The sequence below is a fragment of the Flavobacterium sp. AC274 genome (assembly GCF_979258275.1).
Map to the genome: position 1 here is coordinate 2,549,517 of NZ_OZ409852.1, position 22,032 is coordinate 2,571,548.

12 protein-coding genes and 2 pseudogenes are annotated in these 22,032 nt (G+C 36.0%); all 14 read left to right on the plus strand.

Going from position 1 to position 22,032, the window contains the following annotated elements; translation table 11 throughout:
• Positions 1–123: 123 nt before the first annotated feature.
• The 14 genes and pseudogenes from fsa to ACZZZT_RS11855 all read left to right on the plus strand — a co-directional run bounded on the left by fsa (position 124) and on the right by ACZZZT_RS11855 (position 22,017).
• The gene (gene fsa / locus ACZZZT_RS11790) at positions 124–780 is read left to right on the plus strand and encodes a fructose-6-phosphate aldolase (RefSeq protein WP_463460488.1); all 657 of its coding nucleotides are present in this window, start codon (positions 124–126) and stop codon (positions 778–780) included.
• Positions 781–1,316: 536 nt separating this feature from the next.
• Positions 1,317–4,409 carry a SusC/RagA family TonB-linked outer membrane protein gene (locus ACZZZT_RS11795; protein WP_463460489.1) on the plus strand — a complete coding sequence of 1,031 codons (3,093 nt, stop codon included), beginning with the start codon at positions 1,317–1,319 and terminating at the stop codon, positions 4,407–4,409.
• A 12-nt stretch (positions 4,410–4,421) separates the two neighbouring features.
• On the plus strand, positions 4,422–6,368 hold the full coding sequence (locus ACZZZT_RS11800) for a RagB/SusD family nutrient uptake outer membrane protein (protein WP_463460490.1): 1,947 nt from the start codon (positions 4,422–4,424) through the stop codon (positions 6,366–6,368).
• A 285-nt stretch (positions 6,369–6,653) separates the two neighbouring features.
• Positions 6,654–8,386 (plus strand): annotated as a pseudogene (locus ACZZZT_RS11805) (glycoside hydrolase family 43 protein).
• Positions 8,387–8,485: 99 nt separating this feature from the next.
• Positions 8,486–9,619, plus strand: coding sequence for an SGNH/GDSL hydrolase family protein (locus ACZZZT_RS11810; RefSeq protein ID WP_463460491.1), 1,134 nt, complete (start codon positions 8,486–8,488; stop codon positions 9,617–9,619).
• A gap of 170 nt (positions 9,620–9,789) precedes the next feature.
• Positions 9,790–11,101, plus strand: a pseudogene (locus ACZZZT_RS11815) (sialate O-acetylesterase); the annotation flags it as partial.
• 621 nt (positions 11,102–11,722) lie between these two features.
• On the plus strand, positions 11,723–12,400 hold the full coding sequence (locus ACZZZT_RS11820; protein WP_463462416.1) for an alpha/beta hydrolase: 678 nt from the start codon (positions 11,723–11,725) through the stop codon (positions 12,398–12,400).
• Positions 12,401–12,442: 42 nt separating this feature from the next.
• Positions 12,443–14,440: a glycosyl hydrolase 115 family protein gene (locus tag ACZZZT_RS11825; protein WP_463460492.1), complete on the plus strand. Its 1,998-nt coding sequence runs from the start codon at positions 12,443–12,445 to the stop codon at positions 14,438–14,440.
• The gene (locus ACZZZT_RS11830; protein ID WP_463460493.1) at positions 14,401–14,964 is read left to right on the plus strand and encodes a hypothetical protein; all 564 of its coding nucleotides are present in this window, start codon (positions 14,401–14,403) and stop codon (positions 14,962–14,964) included. The genes ACZZZT_RS11825 and ACZZZT_RS11830 overlap by 40 nt, the downstream gene beginning before the upstream one ends.
• 29 nt (positions 14,965–14,993) lie before the next feature.
• A complete protein-coding gene (locus ACZZZT_RS11835) occupies positions 14,994–17,705 on the plus strand; it encodes a T9SS type A sorting domain-containing protein (protein WP_463460494.1) in 2,712 nt (903 codons plus the stop codon).
• Positions 17,706–18,153: 448 nt separating this feature from the next.
• Entirely contained in the window at positions 18,154–20,436 is a 2,283-nt protein-coding gene (locus ACZZZT_RS11840) for a beta-L-arabinofuranosidase domain-containing protein (RefSeq protein ID WP_463460495.1), read from the plus strand.
• A gap of 14 nt (positions 20,437–20,450) precedes the next feature.
• Positions 20,451–21,497, plus strand: coding sequence for a glycoside hydrolase 43 family protein (locus ACZZZT_RS11845; RefSeq protein ID WP_463460496.1), 1,047 nt, complete (start codon positions 20,451–20,453; stop codon positions 21,495–21,497).
• Positions 21,443–21,886, plus strand: coding sequence for a beta-xylosidase family glycoside hydrolase (locus ACZZZT_RS11850; RefSeq protein ID WP_463460497.1), 444 nt, complete (start codon positions 21,443–21,445; stop codon positions 21,884–21,886). Before ACZZZT_RS11845 ends, ACZZZT_RS11850 begins: the two co-directional genes overlap by 55 nt.
• Positions 21,887–21,912: 26 nt before the next feature.
• Entirely contained in the window at positions 21,913–22,017 is a 105-nt protein-coding gene (locus tag ACZZZT_RS11855) for a hypothetical protein (protein ID WP_463462417.1), read from the plus strand.
• The last annotated feature ends 15 nt before the right edge of the window (positions 22,018–22,032 follow it).

Genomic DNA, 22,032 nt, shown 5'->3' on the forward strand with positions numbered 1-22,032 from the left:
AAACGAGGAATCTCCGCAAGTAGCTCTACAATCAAATATGTCAATCTTTGTCGATGCTGTAAGCGGAGATCCTTCCTTCGTCAGGATGACAAACTAAATACTAACCAAATTAAAACCAAAAAAATGAAATTTTTTATTGACACAGCCAATTTACAAGACATTAAAGAAGCGCAGGAAATGGGCGTTCTGGATGGTGTAACGACAAATCCTTCGTTGATGGCGAAAGAAGGAATTACAGGAAAAGATAATATTTTGAAACATTACCTGGACATTTGCAATATTGTAGATGGAGATGTTTCTGCAGAAGTTGTTTCGACAGACTATGACGGAATGGTAAGAGAAGGCGAGGAACTTGCCAAACTTCATCCGCAAATTGTGGTTAAGTTACCAATGATAGGTGATGGCGTAAAAGCATGCAAATATTTTTCATCAAAAGGAATCAAAACCAATGTTACCTTAGTGTTTTCTGCTGGACAGGCGTTACTGGCAGCAAAAGCAGGCGCTACCTATGTTTCTCCGTTTTTAGGAAGGCTCGATGATATTTCAACAGATGGAATGCATTTGATTGAAGAGATACGAGAAATTTATGATAATTATGAATACAAAACTCAGATTCTCTCGGCTTCGATCAGACATACAATGCACATTGTAAATTGTGCAAAAGTTGGGTCAGATGTTATGACCGGACCGCTTTCTGCTATTAAAGGATTACTTAAACATCCGTTAACCGATATTGGATTGAACCAATTTATTGAAGATGCTAAAAAAATGAAATTATAATATTCTTACTATCAGTTTAGTACATCAATTTTTACTGATTTTACTAAATTTCAATTCCATAAAAAGCTCCTTTCGAATTTAATTTGAAAGGAGCTTTTTTTAATTTTATAACAACCGATTGCTTTTTCTGTTGTTCTGATTACTTTTCAGAACTAATATTTAATGATTAAGAGCAAATACACTGATCTATTATCTTTTAGTTTTTTATTTTAACAATATTTTTACATTAAAAAATTACTATTTTTAAGTAAAAACATGATCGTTTTTACTTTTTTTATTTTTTATGCTTTTTTTAACTAAATAGAAGTTATACAGCAATATTGTCAAAATTAGTAGCAAAAATAATTCTAATAATGAATATTGCACACTATTTAGGTCTTAAAATTACTTAGAATGTTTTTTAAAGTATGTTTTTTTATAGATTATTTAAAAAAATAACAAACAACCGATTGTGTATTAATTGCTTTTCTTTATATTTGTTATAAGTACACTTATTAACTAAACCAATCAAATTATAACTATCTAAATCAATTTTTATGACTAACTCTTTTGTTACAAGTAAATCGAAGCATCTAAAATGCTTTTGTTTTTTGATCTTAATGTTTGCGTTTTCACTCCATTCGGGTGCGCAGACAAAAGTTACCGGAACCGTGTCAGATGCAAATGGTCCAATTCCGGGAGCTAATGTAAATTTAAAAGGAACTAAAACTGGTGTAAGTACTGGTTTTGACGGTACTTATACTATCGATGTCCCATCCAATGGTATTCTTGTTTTCAGTTTTATAGGTTTAAGAAACAAAGAAGTAGCTGTAAACGGACAAAGCAAAATTAATGTAAGTCTTGAAGAAGATTCTGCTCAATTAAAAGAAGTAGTTGTTATCGGGTACGGAACGCAAAGGAAAGAAGCTGTAACGGGATCTGTAGCTTCTATTGGAGGCGGTGAATTAAATCAAGTTGCTGCTGCCAACGTAACGCAGGCTTTACAAGGAAGGCTCGCCGGTGTTGACTTAACTCAAACTTCGACCAAACCGGGAGCAGCAATGCAGATACGCATACGCGGAACCAGATCTTTAACAGGGAGCAATGATCCATTAATTGTTTTAGACGGAGTTCCGTTTGCAGGTTCAATCGGAGATATAAATCCTGTGGATATAAAATCTGTAGATGTTTTAAAAGATGCCTCTGCAACTGCTATTTATGGTTCACGTGGAGCAAACGGGGTTATATTAATTACAAGTAATAAAGGACGTAAAAATCAAAAAGCTACTTTTAACTATAATGGATTTAGTGGTATCAAGCAGGTTTTTGGGAAATATGATATGATGGATGCTGCTAAATTTGGAGCACTTCGTGATTATTCAACTTTATATACAGACGGTATTGATGAATCAAGAAGCACTAATACAGACTGGCAGGATTCACTTTACGGAGCTGGCGAAATGATTAGTCATGATGTAAGTGTTTCAGGAGGTAGTGAGAACGGAGCTTATAATGCAGGTTTAGGATATTATAAAGAAGAATCTGTTTTACCTGGTCAAAAATACGAACGTTTTAGCCTGAGAGCAGGCTTAGATCAGCAATTAGGAAGTTCTTTTCGTATGGGATTTAATACCAATAGTAATTACTCTGTTACCAACGGAGACAACATCGGTACAGGTACTGTTTTAGGAACCTCTCCTTTGGCAAATCCATATAATCCAGATGGATCTTTAAAAAGAACTGTGAGAATGGGTGCTGATGAAAACTGGGTTTACACCAGAGAATCTATTAATAATCTTGGCGAGTCTTATGTGAACCAGACAAGAGCTTTTAGTTCGTACAATAATATTTTTGCTGAAGTAAAAATACCGGGAGTTGAAGGTTTGAAATATCGTATGAATACCGGATTGAATCTACGCTTATCAAATGGCGGTTACTATGAAGGACAAGGTGTTTTTGATGTAAATCCAACCACGATTTCAAATGCATGGATTAGCAATACATTATCAACACAATGGCTTATTGAAAATTTGATCACATACGATAAAACTTTTGCTGAAAAGCATACCGTAAATTTTGTGGGATTGTATTCGAATGAGCAATTTACAGGAAATACTTCAAGAATCGCCAGAAACGGAATTACTTCTGATGCATTTCAATTTTACAACTTGGGTCAGAGTGAGGAAGAAGCAGTTATAAACCCTGCAGATCAGGATTACACACAATGGGGATTAAGTTCTTATATGGCAAGAGCGATGTATTCATACGATAATAAATATTTTATTTCGGGAACAATTCGTTCAGATGGTTCATCAAGATTAGCAAAAGGAAATAAATGGGTTACGTATCCGGCGGTTTCTGCAGGATGGACCATGTCTAATGAATCTTTTATGAAAAATCTTTCATGGGTTAATTTGCTAAAATTGCGTGCAGGATACGGTGAAACTTCTAATCAGGCCGTAGATCCATATCAAACTTTGGGAGCTTTAAGTACAAGACCTTATAATTTTGGAACGACTAATTCTACAGGTGTATATGTTACAACATTGCCTAATCCCGATTTAGGATGGGAATATTCGACAACATGGAATTACGGACTGGATTTCGCTTTCCTTAATAATCGTTTATCAGGAACAATCGAATATTACAAAACAAATACAAAAGATTTGCTGCAAAGAGTAAATCTTCCGGCAACAAACGGAGTTAGCGGTTATGTTGGTAATGTTGGAGAAACTGAAAACAAAGGTTACGAAATTGCTTTAAACGGAGTTATTCTTGATAATCCAAAAGGGTTGAGCTGGACAGTTGGGGTTAATTTATATGCCAATCAAAATAAGTTAGTTAAACTTGCTTCCGGAGCTCAAAGAGATGAGGCTAATTCCTGGTTCGTAGGTTATAATATCAATTCTATTTATGATTATGAAAAAGTAGGCATCTGGCAGGAAGGTGATCCTTATATGTCTATATACGAACCTGGACCAACCGGTATCAACCAACAAGGAACAGTAGTAGGATCTATTAAAGTAAAATATGCAGGAGATTTTAATCCGGATGGTTCACCAACACGTGCCATCAACGGAAATGACAGACAAATAATAGAAACTGACCCGGATTTTCAGGGAGGTTTTAATACCAATTTAACGTATAAAGGTTTTGATTTTTCTGCCGTTGGAGCATTCAAAAGCGGCGGTGTTTTAATCAGTACACTTTACGGAGGAAACAGTTACCTGAATCTTCTTAACGGAAGAAGAAGTAATGTTGATGTAGATTACTGGACTCCGGATAACAGAGATGCTGAATATCCAAATCCAAGAGGGATTAGAAGTGGAGATAACCCAAAATACATTTCTACGATGGGATATTTTGATGCATCATACGTAAAAATCAGGGCATTAACTCTTGGATATACTTTAGATCAGGAATTTATGAGAAGTTTAGGGATACAGAAGCTGAGACTTTATTTTACAGCGCAAAATCCATTTGTACTTTTCTCTCCTTACAATAGAAAATCAGGAATGGATCCTGAAACAAATTCTTTTGGAGATGAAAATCAGGCCGTAACAGGTACTTACCAACGTAGATTTACGGTTATTGGAACCAATACACCTTCAACCAGAAACTTTTTATTCGGACTTAATTTCACATTTTAATCAGGAACAACTATGAAACGATATATTTTTAAAAGATTACTTATAGGATCAGTAGCTTTGTTCTCCTTTGCGGGCTGCTCTGATATTTTAGAAGAAAAACCACATGATTTTTATGAGCCTGGCTATTTTAAAACGGAACAGGGAGTTATACAGGGATTGACCTCACATTATGCCCATTTACGATGGATATACGGGCAGGCCTATTATTATAATTCTGTGCAAACAGGAACAGATGAAAATACATATGGACAGCAAGCTGATGGGAATTTCAAAGATCATGATTTATCCGGAGTTGGGGTTATAAATCCTGCTTCAAGCAGAGCCGATGTGGTATGGAATAACTCTTATAATGATATCAATACAGCAAGTGGTATTATTGAAAATGCAGCCGCAGTAGGTATCGCAAATAGCTTAATTGCAGAATCTAAATTCTTTAGAGCTTTTGATTATTTTTTATTAGTACAAAATTTTGGTGGTGTGCCTTTAGATTTAGGATCTGGAGAACTAAAATTTAATAGCAAGCCATCAAGATCTTCAAAACGAAATACAGTAAGTGAAGTTTATACAAAAGCTATTTTTCCGGACTTGGTAGCAGCTGTAAATGAATTACCGGATGCGCCAAGGTTAACTGGTACGGCAACTAAAACGCTGGCTCGTTTAATGTTAGCAAAAGCATATCTGACATATGCATGGTGGCTGGAAAATCCAAACAATATTCCAACCTATCCTGATACACCAAGAACAGATCCTGATGGTCATAATGCACAATGGTATTTTCAAGAAGCTTACAACATCGCATTAGACGGAATTAATAATCCGGGAACTTATGGATTATTGCCTTACTATTATGATGTAAATTTAGGTTCTAATGATCGCAACAAAGAAATTATGCTTTATGCAGATCATACAGAAGAAAGCGAATATTACAATGGAGCAAGTCTTACATACGGAAGCGGTGGCGCGCCGGATAATTTTGCAGGCTGGATGGGAACATTTAATTACACATCTATAAGAAGTAAAAATGCATCAGGAGCTGCGGTTTCGACTGTACAAAGAGCGGCCGATCAGTTTTTAGGACGTCCATGGGTAAGAATGGTACCTCCTATAGAAGTCTTTACCAAAACTTTTGCAGATAAAACAAACGATTCAAGATACGACGGAACATTTGCAGCCGTATATCGTGGGAACTGGAATTTACTTGGAACCGGATTAACCGATGTACCAACATTGTATAATGCTAACGGGTTACCTGTAAAACCAGGCGATGCTATTGTAACTTTTCTTAATGATGAACCTGCAACGGCAATTACATATCCTACAGGAGCAGGAGATAATGGTGTTGGAGCAGGAGTTTTACCAGGCAGATCTGATTATGTAATTTCTCCAATGGGAATAAGCAGAATCGTATATCCGGGATTATGGAAATTAGGGCCATACCGTACAGATAATGCAGGAGGATTAGGACAGCCAAATGCGGGAAGCACAAGACCTTATCCGGTTGCTAAATTTTCTGAACTCTATTTTGTTGCGGCAGAAGCAGCAGTAAAAGGAGCAGCTGGCGGCATGTCTGCCAGAGATCTTATCAATGTAATCAGAGCCCGCGCAGGAAAATGGCGTTGGGACAATAATGGTAAAGTAGCAAAAACGGCCGATAATAGTGCTTTGTTAACAAACACAACTCCTGCCGTAATTGATATTAATTACATTCTGGCAGAGCGTTCGCGCGAATATTATGGCGAAGGATACCGTTGGTACGATTTAGTAAGAACTCAAAAATGGAATGAAATTGCAGGTAAATATTCAATTGGCGGATCAAATTACGGTCAGCATACACCAGAGGTTATTACCAGAACAATAGAGCCATATCACTATCTGCGTCCTATTCCGCAAGGGCAAATAGACGGTATGGAAATGTCTGATGCAGATAAAAAAACGTACCAGAATCCGGGATACAATTAATAAATATTTTGAAGTAAATAAATTTATAAGTTAGTTAAGTTTAGCCGAGGGATAATTCCCTCGGCTTTTACCTTGTAAAACGCAGCAAGGATATAAGGGATATTGATTTGAAAATGAAATAAAAATGGAACGCGGATGACGCGGATTTAAACGGATTTGTTTGTTTTATTAAGCAGATTTATCAGATTTTCAATAAAAAAATCAGCGACAATCTGTTTAAATCCGCGTCATCCGCGTTCCAATAAACCCACTTTATCCACATTAAAAAAATAAGAAAAAACAAAAATGAAACAACAACTATTAATTCTCTCACTAGCATTATCATTTCTCTTTTCTTTTAAAGGAGTTGTAGTTAAAGATACCATTACCGGAAAACAGACTGTTAAACCGCCTGTTTTTTCGAATGTTGTGTATCAGGGAAATGATAATATTTATAAAAATAATCCATTAAAACCAGATGAGTTTTATTCTCCCGTTTTACAGGGATGTTATCCGGATCCGGCAATTACCAGAAAAGGTGATGATTATTTTATGGTGTGTTCTTCATTTGCTATGTTTCCAGGCGTGCCCATTTTTCATTCTAAAGATTTAGTAAATTGGACAGACCTTGGAGGCGTATTAAATAAAGTCTCCGAATTTAATCCGCACGATACAGGTATAAGCCAGGGCGTTTATGCACCTGGAATAACTTATAATCCTCATAATGACACTTTCTATATGATTGTAACCGCCTTTTCAGGAGGTCTGGGCAATATTATAGTAAAAACAAAAGACCCAATGAAAGGCTGGGGAAGCCCTATAAAATTAGGTTTTGACGGAATTGATCCTTGTATCTTTTTTGATGATAACGGAAAAGGGTACATTGTTCATAATGATGCTCCCGATAAAGGAAAGCAATTATATGAAGGTCATCGTGTTATTAAAGTTTGGGAATACGATCTGGAAAAAGATGAGGTTATTAAAGGAACGGATAAAATTATCGTAGATGGCGGAGTAGACCTTTCTAAAAAACCAATCTGGATAGAAGCGCCGCATTTGTATAAAAAAGACGGTCATTATTATTTAATGTGTGCCGAAGGCGGTACAGGAGGAAATCACAGTGAAGTTATTTTTATCAGCGATAGTCCAAAAGGGCCTTTTAAACCAGCATCAAACAACCCGATTCTAACCCAAAGATATTTTCCGCAAAACAGAAAAGACAAAGTAGACTGGGCAGGACATGCCGATTTAGTACTTGGACCTGATAATAAATATTACGGTGTATTTTTAGGCGTTCGCCCGAATGATAAAGACAGAGTAAATACAGGACGCGAAACTTTTATGCTTCCGGTAGACTGGTCAGGAACTTTTCCGGTTTTTGAAAACGGATTAGTGCCTTTAGAACCAAAAATTAAAATGCCAAAAGGCGTTACCGAAAACAAAACAGGCAAAGGCGGATTTTTTCCGAATGGCAATTTTACATTCACCGAAAATTTTACTTCTGATAAATTAGATTACAGATGGATCGGATTGAGAGGCCCGCGTGAAAATTTTATTTCCGTAACCAAAAAAGGACTTCAGATTAATCCTTTCGAAGTCAATATTAAAGAACTGAAACCCACTTCGACACTTTTTTACAGACAAATGCACAACACGTTCTCTTTTGCCACGACAATAGATTACAAACCAGAATCAGAAAAAGATTTGGCAGGAATTACATGTTTGCAAAACGAGCGTTTTAATTATGTTTTTGGCATCACAAAAAAAGGAAAAGACACCTATATTTTATTAGAAAGAACAGAAAAAGGACAGTCGAAAATAATGGCAAGTGCCAAAATCGAAATCAAAAAAATATACGATTACAAGTAAAAGCAACCGAAGACAGTTACGAATTTAGTTATGCGCTAAACGGTACTGATTTTAAAAATTTAGGCGAACCAGTTTCAGGCGATATTCTTTCAACCAATGTGGCCGGAGGTTTTACAGGAGCGTTGGTAGGATTGTACGCAACGGCTGCAAATGATGCTCAGCCACAATAAAAATGAAATATGAAAAAGGAACATTTTAAAGGATTGTTGTTTTTGCAGCTCTTCTTTTTGATTTTGAGTTGTCAGATATTAGCACAAAGCAAATCAAAAATGGAGAATTGGGTCGGAACCTGGGCTTGCGCGCAAATGCTGGTCGAACCCAACAATATGCCACCCGCTCCGGGACTTTCAGAAAATACACTTCGACAAATTATAAGGGTTTCTATTGGAGGAAAACGTATGAGATTGCGTTTCTCTAATATTTTTAGCGATCAACAAACGGTTTTAAAATCGGTTAGTGTGGCCAATGTTATCGATGCACCGATTGTTGATGCTAAAACCCAAAAGGAACTTCGTTTTAATGGAAAATCCGAAGTAACGATAAATCCGGAACAGGATATTTTTTCAGATGCTTTTGATTTTGAATTACAGCCCGGACAGCTTTTAGCGATTACGATTCATTACGGAAATACATCGCAAAAAACATCAGGACATCCCGGTTCACGAACGACTTCTTATATTCTTGAAGGAGATCAAATTCAAAATGCAGCTTTTGATGGCGCCATAAAAACAGATCACTGGTATTCGATTATGGGACTGGATGTTGTTTCTGATAAATCGACTGCGAATATCGTTTGTTTGGGAAATTCTATTACAGACGGTCGAGGCTCAGGAACCAATAAGCAAAATCGCTGGACAGATATTTTATCGGCACGATTATCTGCCAATAAAAGAACAGAAAAAATAGGCGTTTTGAATTTAGGAATTGGAGGAAATTGTGTCGTAAAAGGCGGATTAGGCCCAACGGCACTAAGTCGTTTTGATCGGGATGTATTATCTCAAAAAGGCACAAAATGGCTCGTAATTCTGGAAGGCATCAACGATATTGGAGGAATTAAAAATCCCGAAGATGCACCAATAAAAGCAAAGGAACTTATTGAAGCGTATAAAGTTATGATTGACAAAGCACATGCAAAAGGAATTAAAGTCTACGGCTGTACCATTTTGCCATTTCAAAAATCATTTTACGATGCGCCCCACAAACAAGAAGCCCGTGATATTGTAAATGCCTGGATTAGAAATAGTAAAGCCTTTGATGCTGTAATTGATTTTGATAAAGCAATGGTTTCAGAAGAAGGTTCAAAAACGATCTTATCTAACTTGCACGACGGAGATTTTTTGCATCCAAACGAAGCGGGTTATCTTAAGATGGGAGAAACAGTAGATCTCAATTTCTTTAAATAACAGCTTGCATATTTTGAATTCGATTAAAATGATTTTTTGATAATAAAAACAAATCAACAATGAAATCAATACTTAGGTTTTTCGCCTTTACAGTTCTTTTTTCAATAGCGCAAAAAGGGTATTCTCAGGATTCTGATTTTCATGTTTATCTGAGTTTTGGTCAGTCAAACATGGAAGGATATGCCAAAATAGAACCACAGGATAAATTGGGTGTCGATGATCGATTTCAGGTTTTACAAGCCGTCAATTGTCCTGAACTGAAACGTGAAAAAGGAAATTGGTACACCGCCATACCGCCATTGTGCCGTTGCAGTACCGGACTAACTCCAGTTGATTATTTTGGACGAAATCTGGTAGCGAATCTGCCTAAAAATATAAAAGTTGGCGTAATCAATGTAGCCGTTGGAGGATGCAAAATTGAACTTTTTGATAAAGATAAAACAGCAGAATATGTAGCAACAGCGCCAGACTGGATGAAAGGCATTCTAAAAGAATACGATGAAAATCCGTATGCAAGATTGGTCGAACTGGCAAAAATAGCACAGAAAAAGGAGTTATTAAAGGTGTTTTATTACATCAGGGAGAATCTAATACCGGCGATACACTTTGGCCGAAAAAAGTAAAAATCGTCTACGATAATTTGATAAAAGACCTGAATCTGGATCCGAAAAAAGTGCCTTTGCTTTCGGGGGAAACTGTAGACGAAGACCAGAACGGTAAATGTGGCAGCATGAATAAAATTATTGCGACATTGCCAAAAACGATTCCCAATTCGTATGTTATTTCATCTAAAGGATGTACGGCAGAACCTGACTTTTTGCATTTTAATGCTGCAGGTTACAGAGACTTAGGAAGACGTTATGCTGATAAAATGCTTTCATTATTGGGATATAAATTGGCTGATGGAAAATCGCTTTTTATAGTGCAGGCTCCATTAGGTTTTGATCAGTTAAATAACAGTATTCCGTCGGGAAAAATAGAAACGATCTCTTATGAATCTAAAACGGTTGGTTCTACAAGAAAAGCAACAGTTTACACACCTCCGGGATTTAATAAAAAGAAAAAATATCCGGTTTTGTATCTTTTACACGGAATAGGCGGCGATGAAAAAGAATGGTTGAACGGAGCGAATCCGCAAATTATATTAGACAATCTTTTTGCAGAAGGAAAAATTGAACCCATGATTGTGGTCATGCCAAACGGCAGGGCAATGAAAGATGACAGCGCAACAGGTAATATAATGGCACCGGATAAAGTTCAAGCTTTTGCTGTTTTCGAAAAAGATTTATTAAACGACCTGATTCCGTTTATCGAAAAAAATACCCGGTTTTGAAAGACAGAGAACACCGCGCCATCGCCGGCTTATCAATGGGTGGCGGACAATCGTTGAATTTCGGATTGGGTAATTTAGATAAATTTGCCTGGGTTGGCGCTTTTTCAGCAGCTCCAAATACTAAAGCACCGCAAGAATTACTTCCCAATCCCGAAGAGGCAAAAAAGAAATTAAAACTACTCTGGATTTCCTGCGGAGATAACGACTGGCTTATCGAAAACAGTAAACGAACGCATGATTATTTGTATAAAAATGATGTGCCGCACATTTATTATATCGAACCCGGAGTTCATGATTTTAAAGTCTGGAAAAACGGATTATATATGTTTTCACAATTCTTATTTAAACCTGTCGATCAATCCAATTTTGCAGCTTATACCATTTTAGGCAATCCGGCACACACCAATATTCGTACTGCAAAATATCCTCAAATATTACCGGATAACAAAGTGCTTTTTAAAGTCAATGCTCCTGAAGCTTCAAAAGTACAAATCGATTTGGGCAAAAAATATGATCTGACAAGAGACTCAGAAGGATTTTGGACAGTAACTACAGAGGTAATAAACAAAGGATTTAATTATTATTCACTGCTTATTGATGGCGTCGCCGTTGCAGATCCGTCAAGTCAGACATTTTACGGAATGGGGCGAATGGCAAGCGGTATCGAAATTCCAAATAAAGAAGGAGATTTTTATGCTTTAAAAGACGTTCCGCATGGCGATATCAGAATCAAAAAATACTTTTCAAAAGCAACCAATTCATGGCGCGAAATGTATGTGTATACACCGCCGGGTTACGAGAATTCAACAGAAAAATATCCGGTTTTATATCTCCTTCATGGTGGAGGCGAGGATCAAACAGGCTGGGCAACGCAGGGGAAAGCAAACTTAATTTTAGACAATTTAATTGCCGAAAATAAAGCAAAACCAATGATTATCGCAATGCTCGACGGCAATATGGGGAATACAGGCGGCGTGGCAGGTTTCAATGAAAATGCATTGAAAGCTTTTGAAAATGAATTGAAAACCGGAGCTATACCTTTTGTAGAAAGCAATTTTAAAGTAGCGAAAGACGCTAAAAACAGAGCTTTGGCAGGATTATCAATGGGAGGTTTGCAAACACTTTATGCGGGCGTTAAAAATTCTGACTTGTTTTCTTATATAGGCGTATTCAGTTCAGGCTGGTGGGCCAATAATACCACTTTATCGGATCCGCAATACGAGTTTATGAAAAACAATGCCGCGACGATTAATGCGAACATCAAAGAATTTTGGATTTCTATGGGCGGTAAAGAAGATATCGCTTATGAAAATTGCAAAATAATGATGAAAAAGTTCGACCAGCTTGGAATCAAATATAAATACAGCGAATACCCAGGCGGACATACATGGCCAGTCTGGAGACATGATTTATTTATGTTTACACCATTATTGTTTCAGCAGAAATAAAGATTTTAAAATAGTAATTGAATTGCATAATAAATAAAGTTCATGAATACATTTTCAAAATATATCCTCACATTTCTTATCGTTTTTAGTTGTACTTTTTTAAAAGCGCAATCGTTTATTACCACTCAAAAAGGGGATAATGTTATTGTCCTGAAAGAGAAATCTTCAACCTTGTCCTTTCTAGTTAATAATGGAACAGATGCAGGGATTTTGCGTGCAATCACTAATTTACAAACTGATTTTGAAAAAGTTACGGGAGAAAAACCATCAATTTTAAATCAAAAACCAAATATTGCATCGCCGCTGCTTATCATTGGAACAATCGGAACGAATTCCGTTATTGATGATTTAGTTAAAGCAAATAAAATCGACGGAAAACAGCTTAAAGGCAAAAATGAAAAATTTAGTATTCAAAACATTAAAAATCCATTTAAAGGAGTCGAAGAAGCGATCGTAATTGCCGGAAGCGACAAACGCGGAACGATTTACGGTATTTACGAATTATCCAAACAAATTGGCGTTTCGCCTTGGTATTACTGGGCTGATGTGCCTGTGGAGAAAAAAGACAATCTGTATTTTGTAAAAGGAACTTATACGGATGGCGAACCTGCCGTAAAATACAGAGGAATTTTTATCAACGACGAAGCCCCGGCATTAAGCGGCTGGTCGAAAGCAACATTTGGCGGATTTAACAGTAAGTTTTATGAAAAAGTTTTTGAATTATTACTTCGGTTAAAAGCCAATTACATCTGGCCTGCCATGTGGGGAAATGCATTTTACGATGATGATCCTGCCAGCGGACCTCTTGCCAACGAAATGGGAATAGTCATCGGGACATCGCACCACGAACCAATGGCTTTGGCACAAACCGACTGGCATCGATATATTAAAAAAAATAACCTCCCGAATGTTTGGGATTATAATAAAAATAAAACCGTTCTCGATGAATTCTGGAAAGGCGGAATAGAACGCAGCAAAAATTGGGAAAAGCTTGTAACTGTTGGGATGCGTGGAGACGGCGATGAAGCCATGAGTGAAGGAACAAATATAACTTTGCTGGAAAATATCGTAAAAGAACAACGTAAAATTATTGCAGAAGTGACCCAAAAAAAGCCTGAAAAAACACCTCAGGTTTGGGCTTTGTATAAGGAAGTTCAGGATTATTATGATCAGGGAATGCGTGTTCCGGATGATGTTATTTTGCTTTTCTGTGATGACAATTGGGGGAATGTACGTAAACTTCCAGACCTGACAAAACCTTTGCACAAAGGCGGTTACGGAATATATTATCATTTTGATTATGTCGGAGGTCCGAGAAATTCAAAATGGATTAATATAAGTCCGATACAGAGGGTTTGGGAGCAGATGAATTTGAGCTACGAACATGGCGTTGATAAAGTATGGATTGTCAATGTTGGAGATTTAAAACCAATGGAATTTCCGATCAGTTTCTTTTTAGATATGGCGTGGAATCCAAAAAAGTTCAATTCTCAAAATCTTTTTGAATTTACAGAGAAATGGGCTGCCGATCAATTCGGAACAAAACATGCCAAAGAAATCGCAAGATTATTAAATACCTATCCAAAATTCAACAGAAGAGTAACACCCGAAATGCTTGACAGCAAAACCTACAGTCTGGAAAATTACAATGAATTTGAAACGGTTGTAAATGAGTATAAAAATCTGGCACTTGATGCGTATCGAATTTACAATGAGATTCCTAAAGAATATCAGGATGCTTATTTTCAATTGGTTTTATACCCAATAGATGCCTGCAGTAATCTTTATGAAATGTATTTTGCACAGGCAAATAACAGAAAACTGTCTTCGGAAAAAAACATCTTAGCCAATGCTTTTGCAGATCAGGTAAAAGAAATTTTGAAAGGGATTCTGTACTTCAAAACAAATACAACAATGAAATTTCTGGTGGAAAATGGACGCATATTATGGATCAGATGCGAATTGGATATAAGGCGTGGCACGATACTCCGAAAAACATTTTGCCTGAAATCAGTTATGTTTCTGAAAAAGAGCAGCTAGTTTCGAATGTATTTGTAGAAAAAGATGGTTATGTTTCTATCGAAGCAGAACATTTTTCTAAACTAAATAATTCGAACACAATTCACTGGGAGGTAATTCCTGATTTTGGAAAAACAAAAAGCGGGATTACGACATTTCCACAAAATAAATATCCGGTTCCAAACGAGAATATTTTTGTGGAATATGAAATTGATTTTGCTTCAACGGGAGAATTTAATGTAGAATTGCTTTTGTCTCCAACGCTCAACTTTAACAGCAATAAAGGGCTTCGTTATGAAATTTCTTTTGATGAAGAAAAACCACAAACAATAAATTTTAACGGATATTACCGTGGCGAATTAGGAAAATGGCAAGCCGAACACCTGATTCATTCGAACACTAAACATACCATTTCGAAACCCGGAAAACATGTTTTGCGTTTTCGTGTTTTAGATCCAGGAATTGTGCTGCAGAAAATTGTCATTAATACCGGAGGATTAAAGCCGTCTTATCTCGGACCTCCTGAAAGTAATATTAAATTCTAAATTTTTAACTGATTAAATTTTAGTAGAATATGAAAAAATTATACAAATTAAGTTCAATATTGTTTGCAGTTTTATTTTTATCATCTGCTCAGTTAAGTGCACAAAATGCGAAAGTACAAATTGATAAAAATAAGACCTATCAAAAAGTTACTGGTTTTGGAGGTTTTGTATGCAGTCCCCAGTTTGGTTATAATTACATGTCTGTTGACGAAATCAAAAAAATGTGGGGAACAAACAGTGAAGCCGGTTTTAACATTATGCGTCTTTACATTCCGGGAGAAAGTAACTGGGCAACAACGCTTGCAACTGCCAAATTAGCCAAAAATGATTTGGGATTAAAGATTTTTGCAAGTCCCTGGACAATGCCGGCAGAATGGAAAACAAACAACAGTGAAGTTGCGGTTTACACAGACGAAAATGGAGTTCAGCAAGTTGGCTACCTGAAAGAAGAACATTATGAAGATTATGCTTTGTATCTTAATCGTTATGTAACCTACCTTCGTGATAATGGAGTAGAACTCGATTATATTTCAATTCAAAACGAGCCTGATGAAAGAGCGACTTACCAGGGCTGTATATGGACACCTGTACAAATAGCTGCATTTGTTAAAAATTACGGACATCTTATTAATTGTAAAGTTATTGCACCGGAAAGTGTTGGTTATTCAGATGCTTTTTCAAATGCTTTTCTCGATGCTGATGTCATGAATAACTTTGAAGTCTACGGAGTTCATCAGTATGGTGGTATTCAGTCCAAATACAAACAATTTCAGAATTTTAACAAAGAGATATGGATGACAGAATATCTCATTAACTGGAATTCCGGAGGTACGGTTCGTGATTTTAATTGGGGAATTGATGCTTTTAGTTTCGCAAACAGTGTGAATGATGCCTTGCTAGGAAATGTCAATGCGTGGATTCATTATTCCACTAAGCGATATTACGCACTTATGGGTGATGGAACAAACGGCACAGTATCCGGAGAAATTACCAAAAGAGGGCATATACTTTCGCAATATGCAAAATTCACTACAGGTACAACACGTGTAGAATCAACGTGGAGTGACGCCACTGCACAGCTTAAAGGTTCCTCATACATAAATGATGCAGGTGATAAAATTGTTCTTACTATAATTAATCCATCACAAAACACCTATAATCTTACTGTAGATTTGCCATTTTATTCTGTAAAAGGCACTAAAACAATTACCAGTCAAAGTATTGATATACAAAACACTGCGATAAGTTTTGCTGAAACATTTCGCCCGGTAATAAGTATTGATCCTTCTAGTTTTATTACTCTGATATTTGAAAAGAGTAAGGAAAGAGTACCTTCACAAATGACCAGTAAAGAAGTTCATTACGCTAAAGTTGAAAATCAGTCTGTTACAAGTCCAGCATTCGGAACAACCTATCAGATGAGCGGTAAAACAGTGACATTTGCTAACGCAAATCCTCTGATAAGTACCAATATGGACGGTTCTAACGGATATTTGAAATTAGACAACCGTTACAATAAATTTATACTGCATGTTAAAAGTTTTACTACTGCAAATCAAGCCAATACTGATAATACGACTTTGTATTATATCAATGACAACGGCGAAGTAAAATCTAAAAATTATGGAAAATTTAATTTCCCTACCGGGGTCGAATTTGATTTGACATTTGATATTTCTAAATCCGTTCTTACAGATGGATGTACCGGAATTATTGGTTTGCGAAATTCTAATTACAGTTCAGTACTTACTTTAAATTTGGGTGATGTATATTTTAATATTGCAGACGAAAAAGCGGCAGAATTTGGAGGAATATATTCAGATGATGACAGCCTTTTGATGGATGCCCTGCAAAGCATCAACTATGTATCATTAGATTTTAGAAACACCACCGGTATCAGTTCCTCTCAGGATTGGCATGCCAAATCAGTGAATAAAAATAGTATTTTTTATGTGGCTGATAATAATACTGCTAACAATGTAATATCAGGAACAACGTGTAACAATCTAAATCTTATGGATCAGGGAGGAGATTTTAATGTTCCTTTCGGTTTTTCAGCTTTAGCAGCATCTTTTACCAAAACTATTGCAGGTAATGATGTTCTGGTTCTTCCGTATGAAGCCAATATACCTCAAGGTGTAATAGCTTACACGCTAGAGCCTTCATCTGCTAAAATAACCTGTAATAAAATTGAAGGTGTAATTCCGGCAAACACCCCTGTTTTACTGAGTGGTTCAGGTACATTTGTTTTCAGTGGTACCGGAAATGTTTCAACACCAAAAGCCTTAACTGTTGATCAAATGAATCCGGTTTACATTGGTGTGAAAGCTCCGGCAGGAAGTTATACATTGAAGACAGTAAATAATGTTACTGCATTTTATCCTGTAACTGCAGGAAGCGAACCTTTAATTTCATCATTTAATTTTTACTTAAGTGAAAAAAGCGGATATAATGCAACCGTGCTTCCGTTGGAGTTTACCACATTAGGCATCGTTCAAAATGAATTGAATGAAGCTAGTTTCACATTATATCCAAATCCTGCGTTGGAGGAAATTTTTGTTGATAAGATGACTTCTGATTTTGATTATAAAATTTTTAATGTTCAGGGCACTTTAGTGAATTCAGGGACCTTGAAAAACGGCAATACCAGAATAAAAATAGAATCACTGCCTGCAGGAGTTTATTTTATTAATGGAACAATCGATAAATCTAAAATAAGTAGAAAATTTGTAAAAAAATAAGATTAGAATTCAGGATAAGAAAAGAGGTGCAAAGTCTCCTAAAACAATGGTGACTTTAAAGCTGGACTTCAAGAATATTTACCCTGCGATATTAAATTATCGTAGGTTTTCGGATTTTCATTATCTGTGCAGGAAGCAAAATTTATTTGCCTGGTATTTGAATTAAAATGTAATATCTAAATGATTTCTTTTGATTTTGAGTTATTTTCTTAAAAATATTTGATTTAAAAACATAAATGATAAAAATATAGCTTTTTTATTGAAGAATTATTTTTCACGTTTTAAAAAGTGTTATTTTTACACTTTTAGTAAACAACCGATAGAACTAGTTCATTTTCTAGTTTTAAGAATAGTATTCTTTAGTCTTACTTCTTGTTTTAAAAAATAAATAGGATCAATCTGTTATTAAGAAAAAGGAAAAATATTTAAAATATTAAAAAAAATTAGAATGAAATACAGCTTTATATTTTGTTTTTGTACACTGTTACTGAGCCATGTGACAGAAGCTCAAATGCAGTTGTTTGATTTAAAAGAGGTAAGGCTAAAAGATGGACCTTTTAAAAATGCTCAGGATGTAGATCTCAAGTATATTTTAGAACTCAATCCAGACAGGCTTTTAGCGCCTTATCTCATTGCCTCGGGAATACCCGTAAAAGCAGAACGTTACGGTAATTGGGAAAGTATAGGACTTGACGGGCACATTGCCGGACATTATCTTTCGGCATTGGCGATGATGTATGCTTCGACCGGAAATACTGAAGTTAAAAACCGATTGGATTATATGATTTCAGAATTGGAGAAATGTCAGCAAAAAAACGGAAATGGCTATGTGGGAGGGATTCCGCAGGGGAAAGTTTTTTGGGATCGAATTCATAACGGAGACATTGACGGAAGCAATTTTGGATTAAACAATACCTGGGTGCCGCTGTACAATATCCACAAGCTTTTTGCCGGTTTATATGATGCGTATCATTATACAAATAATGAAAAAGCAAAAGAGGTTTTAATAAAACTGGGCGATTGGTTTATCGAATTAATTCGTCCGCTTTCAGATGAGCAGATTCAAAATATATTAAAAACAGAACACGGCGGAATAAACGAATCTTTTGCCGATTTGTATATCATTACAAAAGACAAGAAATATCTGGAAACTGCCGAAAAAGTTTCGCATTTAGCCATATTAAATCCGCTGGAGAAAAAAGAAGATAAATTAACAGGATTGCATGCCAATACGCAAATCCCCAAAGTAATTGGTTTTGAGAAAATCGGTGTACTTTCCGGAAACAAAGACATGACAGACGCTGCACAGTTTTTCTGGGAAAATGTTACCCAAAAGAGAAGTGTAGCTTTTGGAGGAAATAGTTTTGCCGAGCATTTTAATCCAACCGAAGATTTTAGCGGTATGTTAAAATCAAATCAGGGGCCTGAAACGTGTAACTCCTATAATATGGAACGTTTGAGCAAAGCCTTATTTGTGGATAAAAATAAGGTAAGTTATCTTGATTTTTATGAGAGAACACTTTACAATCATATTCTTTCGAGCCAGCATCCTGAAAAAGGAGGTTTTGTTTATTTTACTCCGATTAGACCCAATCATTATCGCGTCTATTCTCAGCCCGAAACAAGCATGTGGTGCTGTGTAGGTTCAGGGCTTGAAAATCATTCTAAGTATGGAGAATTAATTTACAGCCATACAGAAAATGATGTTTTTGTAAACCTTTTTATTCCGTCTGTTTTAGACTGGAAAGAAAAGAATATTTACATCGAACAAAATACAAAATTCCCCTATCAAAATAGTACAGATCTTGTTTTAAAGCTAAAGAAAAGCGAGATATTTTCTATGAATATTCGTTGTCCGGAATGGGCAGAAAATTTTGAAATTTCAATTAATGGAAAAATTCAAAAAATAGAAGCAAAGCCTTCTAATTATGTAGTTCTCAACAGAAAATGGAAATCTGGAGATCAAATTTCCGTTAGATTCAAAACTTCGACACATTTAGAAAATTTGCCGGACGGTTCCAACTGGAGTGCTTTTGTAAACGGACCAATTGTATTGGCAGCCAAAACATCAAACAAAGATCTAGACGGATTATTTGCAGATGACAGCCGAATGGGGCATGTCGCGTCTGGTAAATATTACCCATTGGATCAAGCTTATGAAATAATTGGTGAAAAATCAGCTTATATAGCAAAACTAAAGGAATTAGGAAACCTGCATTTTCGTTTAGATTCGTTAGAATTGCAGCCTTTTTTTGAAATTCATGACGCGCGTTATCAAATGTATTTTCAAAATTATACCAAAGAACAGTACAAAGAAAAACATGCTCTTTTGAAACAGCAGGAAATTGAAGCTTTGGCTTTGGAAGCTAAAACTATTGATAAAATTAATTGCGGCGAACAGCAGTCAGAAGTGGATCATGGGTATAAAGGCGAAAAAAGTGATTCGGGTTATGATGATACAAAAGCATGGAGAAGTACTAAATCGTATATTTCATATCAGTTATTAAATAAAAATAAGTCCGGAAAATATCTGGATATAAGTTGTACAGACGATTCTAAAACAGATAAAATCACCATTCTTATCAATGAAAAACCCGCGCCCATTATTTCTTCAGCAAATAAGACAATTCGATTAAATGTTGAAAAGATTGAAGTTGTAAACATCACAATAAAATCGAATGATGGAAATAGTAGTCCGAAGTTTCATCAATTCAGAATTTTAAAGGATTAAAAAAATAAACCAGGATGAAAATTAAAAATGCTTTTTTTAGTCTTGTTCTGCTTTTTAGTCTGTGTAATTATGGACAAAATAAGGCGCAGAATCCGATCATTTTTGCCGATGTTCCTGACATGTCCATCATTCGTGTAAACGGTATTTATTACATGAGCAGTACGACAATGCACATGAATCCCGGTGTTCCTATTATGAAATCTAATGATTTAGTGAATTGGAAAATAATCAATTACGCCTATCAAACATTAGAAGATGATAATGATAAACTAAATCTTGATAATGGAAAAAATGATTACGGAAGAGGTTCGTGGGCGAGCAGTCTCAATTATCATAATGGTATTTATTATGTCAGTACTTTTTCCGGAACGACGGGCAAAACCTATATTTTTTCGACAAAAGATATAGAAAAAGGACCGTGGAAACGAACTGTTTTAGATAATTCCTATCACGATCATTCTATTTTTTTTGATGATGATGGAAAGGTTTATATGGTTTGGGGAGCAGGAAAACTACAGATTGTTGAGTTAAAATCGGATTTATCAACTGTAAAAGAAGAAACAAAAAAAGTCTTAATAGAAAATGCCAGTGCGCCTGCGGGAAACAATATTATGCTGCAATCTGAAGGTTCACAGCTTTTTAAAATCAAAGGAAAATATTATCTGTTTAATATCGTGTGGCCAAAAGACGGAATGCGAACGGTAATTATACACCGAGCGGATAAAATTTCAGGTCCGTGGGAAGGAAAAGTAGGTTTGCAGGATTTGGGTGTCGCCCAAGGCGGACTTATCGATACACCAGACGGAAAATGGTTCTCTTATCTGTTCAGGGATTTTGGCGGTGTCGGGCGAATTCCTTATTTCGTTCCTGTTCAATGGAAAGATGACTGGCCAATTTTAGGCGAAAATAATAAAGTGCCTCAAAATCTCGATTTACCGGCAAGCAAAGGTTTGATTCCGGGAATTGTAAACTCAGATGATTTTAACCGAAAAAAAATGATCCCGATTTGCCTTTGGCCTGGCAATGGAATCATAATCCGGATAATTCGCTTTGGTCGGTAAAAGAAAGAAAAGGTTTTTTAAGATTGAAAACCGCAAGAATCGACAGCAGTTTCGTTCAGGCAAAAAATACTTTAACGCAAAGAACTTTTGGACCTGAAAGTACAGGAACTATTCTTGTTGAGGTTTCTAAAATGAAAGAAGGCGACTTTGCAGGACTTTCGTTATTGCAAAAAGAGTACGGATTGATTGGTGTAAAAGCCGAAAAAGATGCTAAGAAAATCGTTATGATTGAAACGCTAAAAGATATTCCAACAGAAATAGAAAGCGTTCCATTAACGCAGGATAAAATTTATTTCAAGGCAGAATGCAACTTTAAAGATAAGGCAGATCAAGGTCAGTTTTTTTACAGTTTAGATGGTAAAAAATGGATCAGTATTGGAAAAAAATAAAACTGCCTTATACGCTTCCTCATTTTATGGGGTATCGATTTGGGTTGTTCAATTACGCAACAAAAAATGTGGGAGGCTTTGTTGATTTTGATTATTTCCATATTGAAGATAAAATTTCAAAGAATAATTAGTCGATTTAGCGTCGT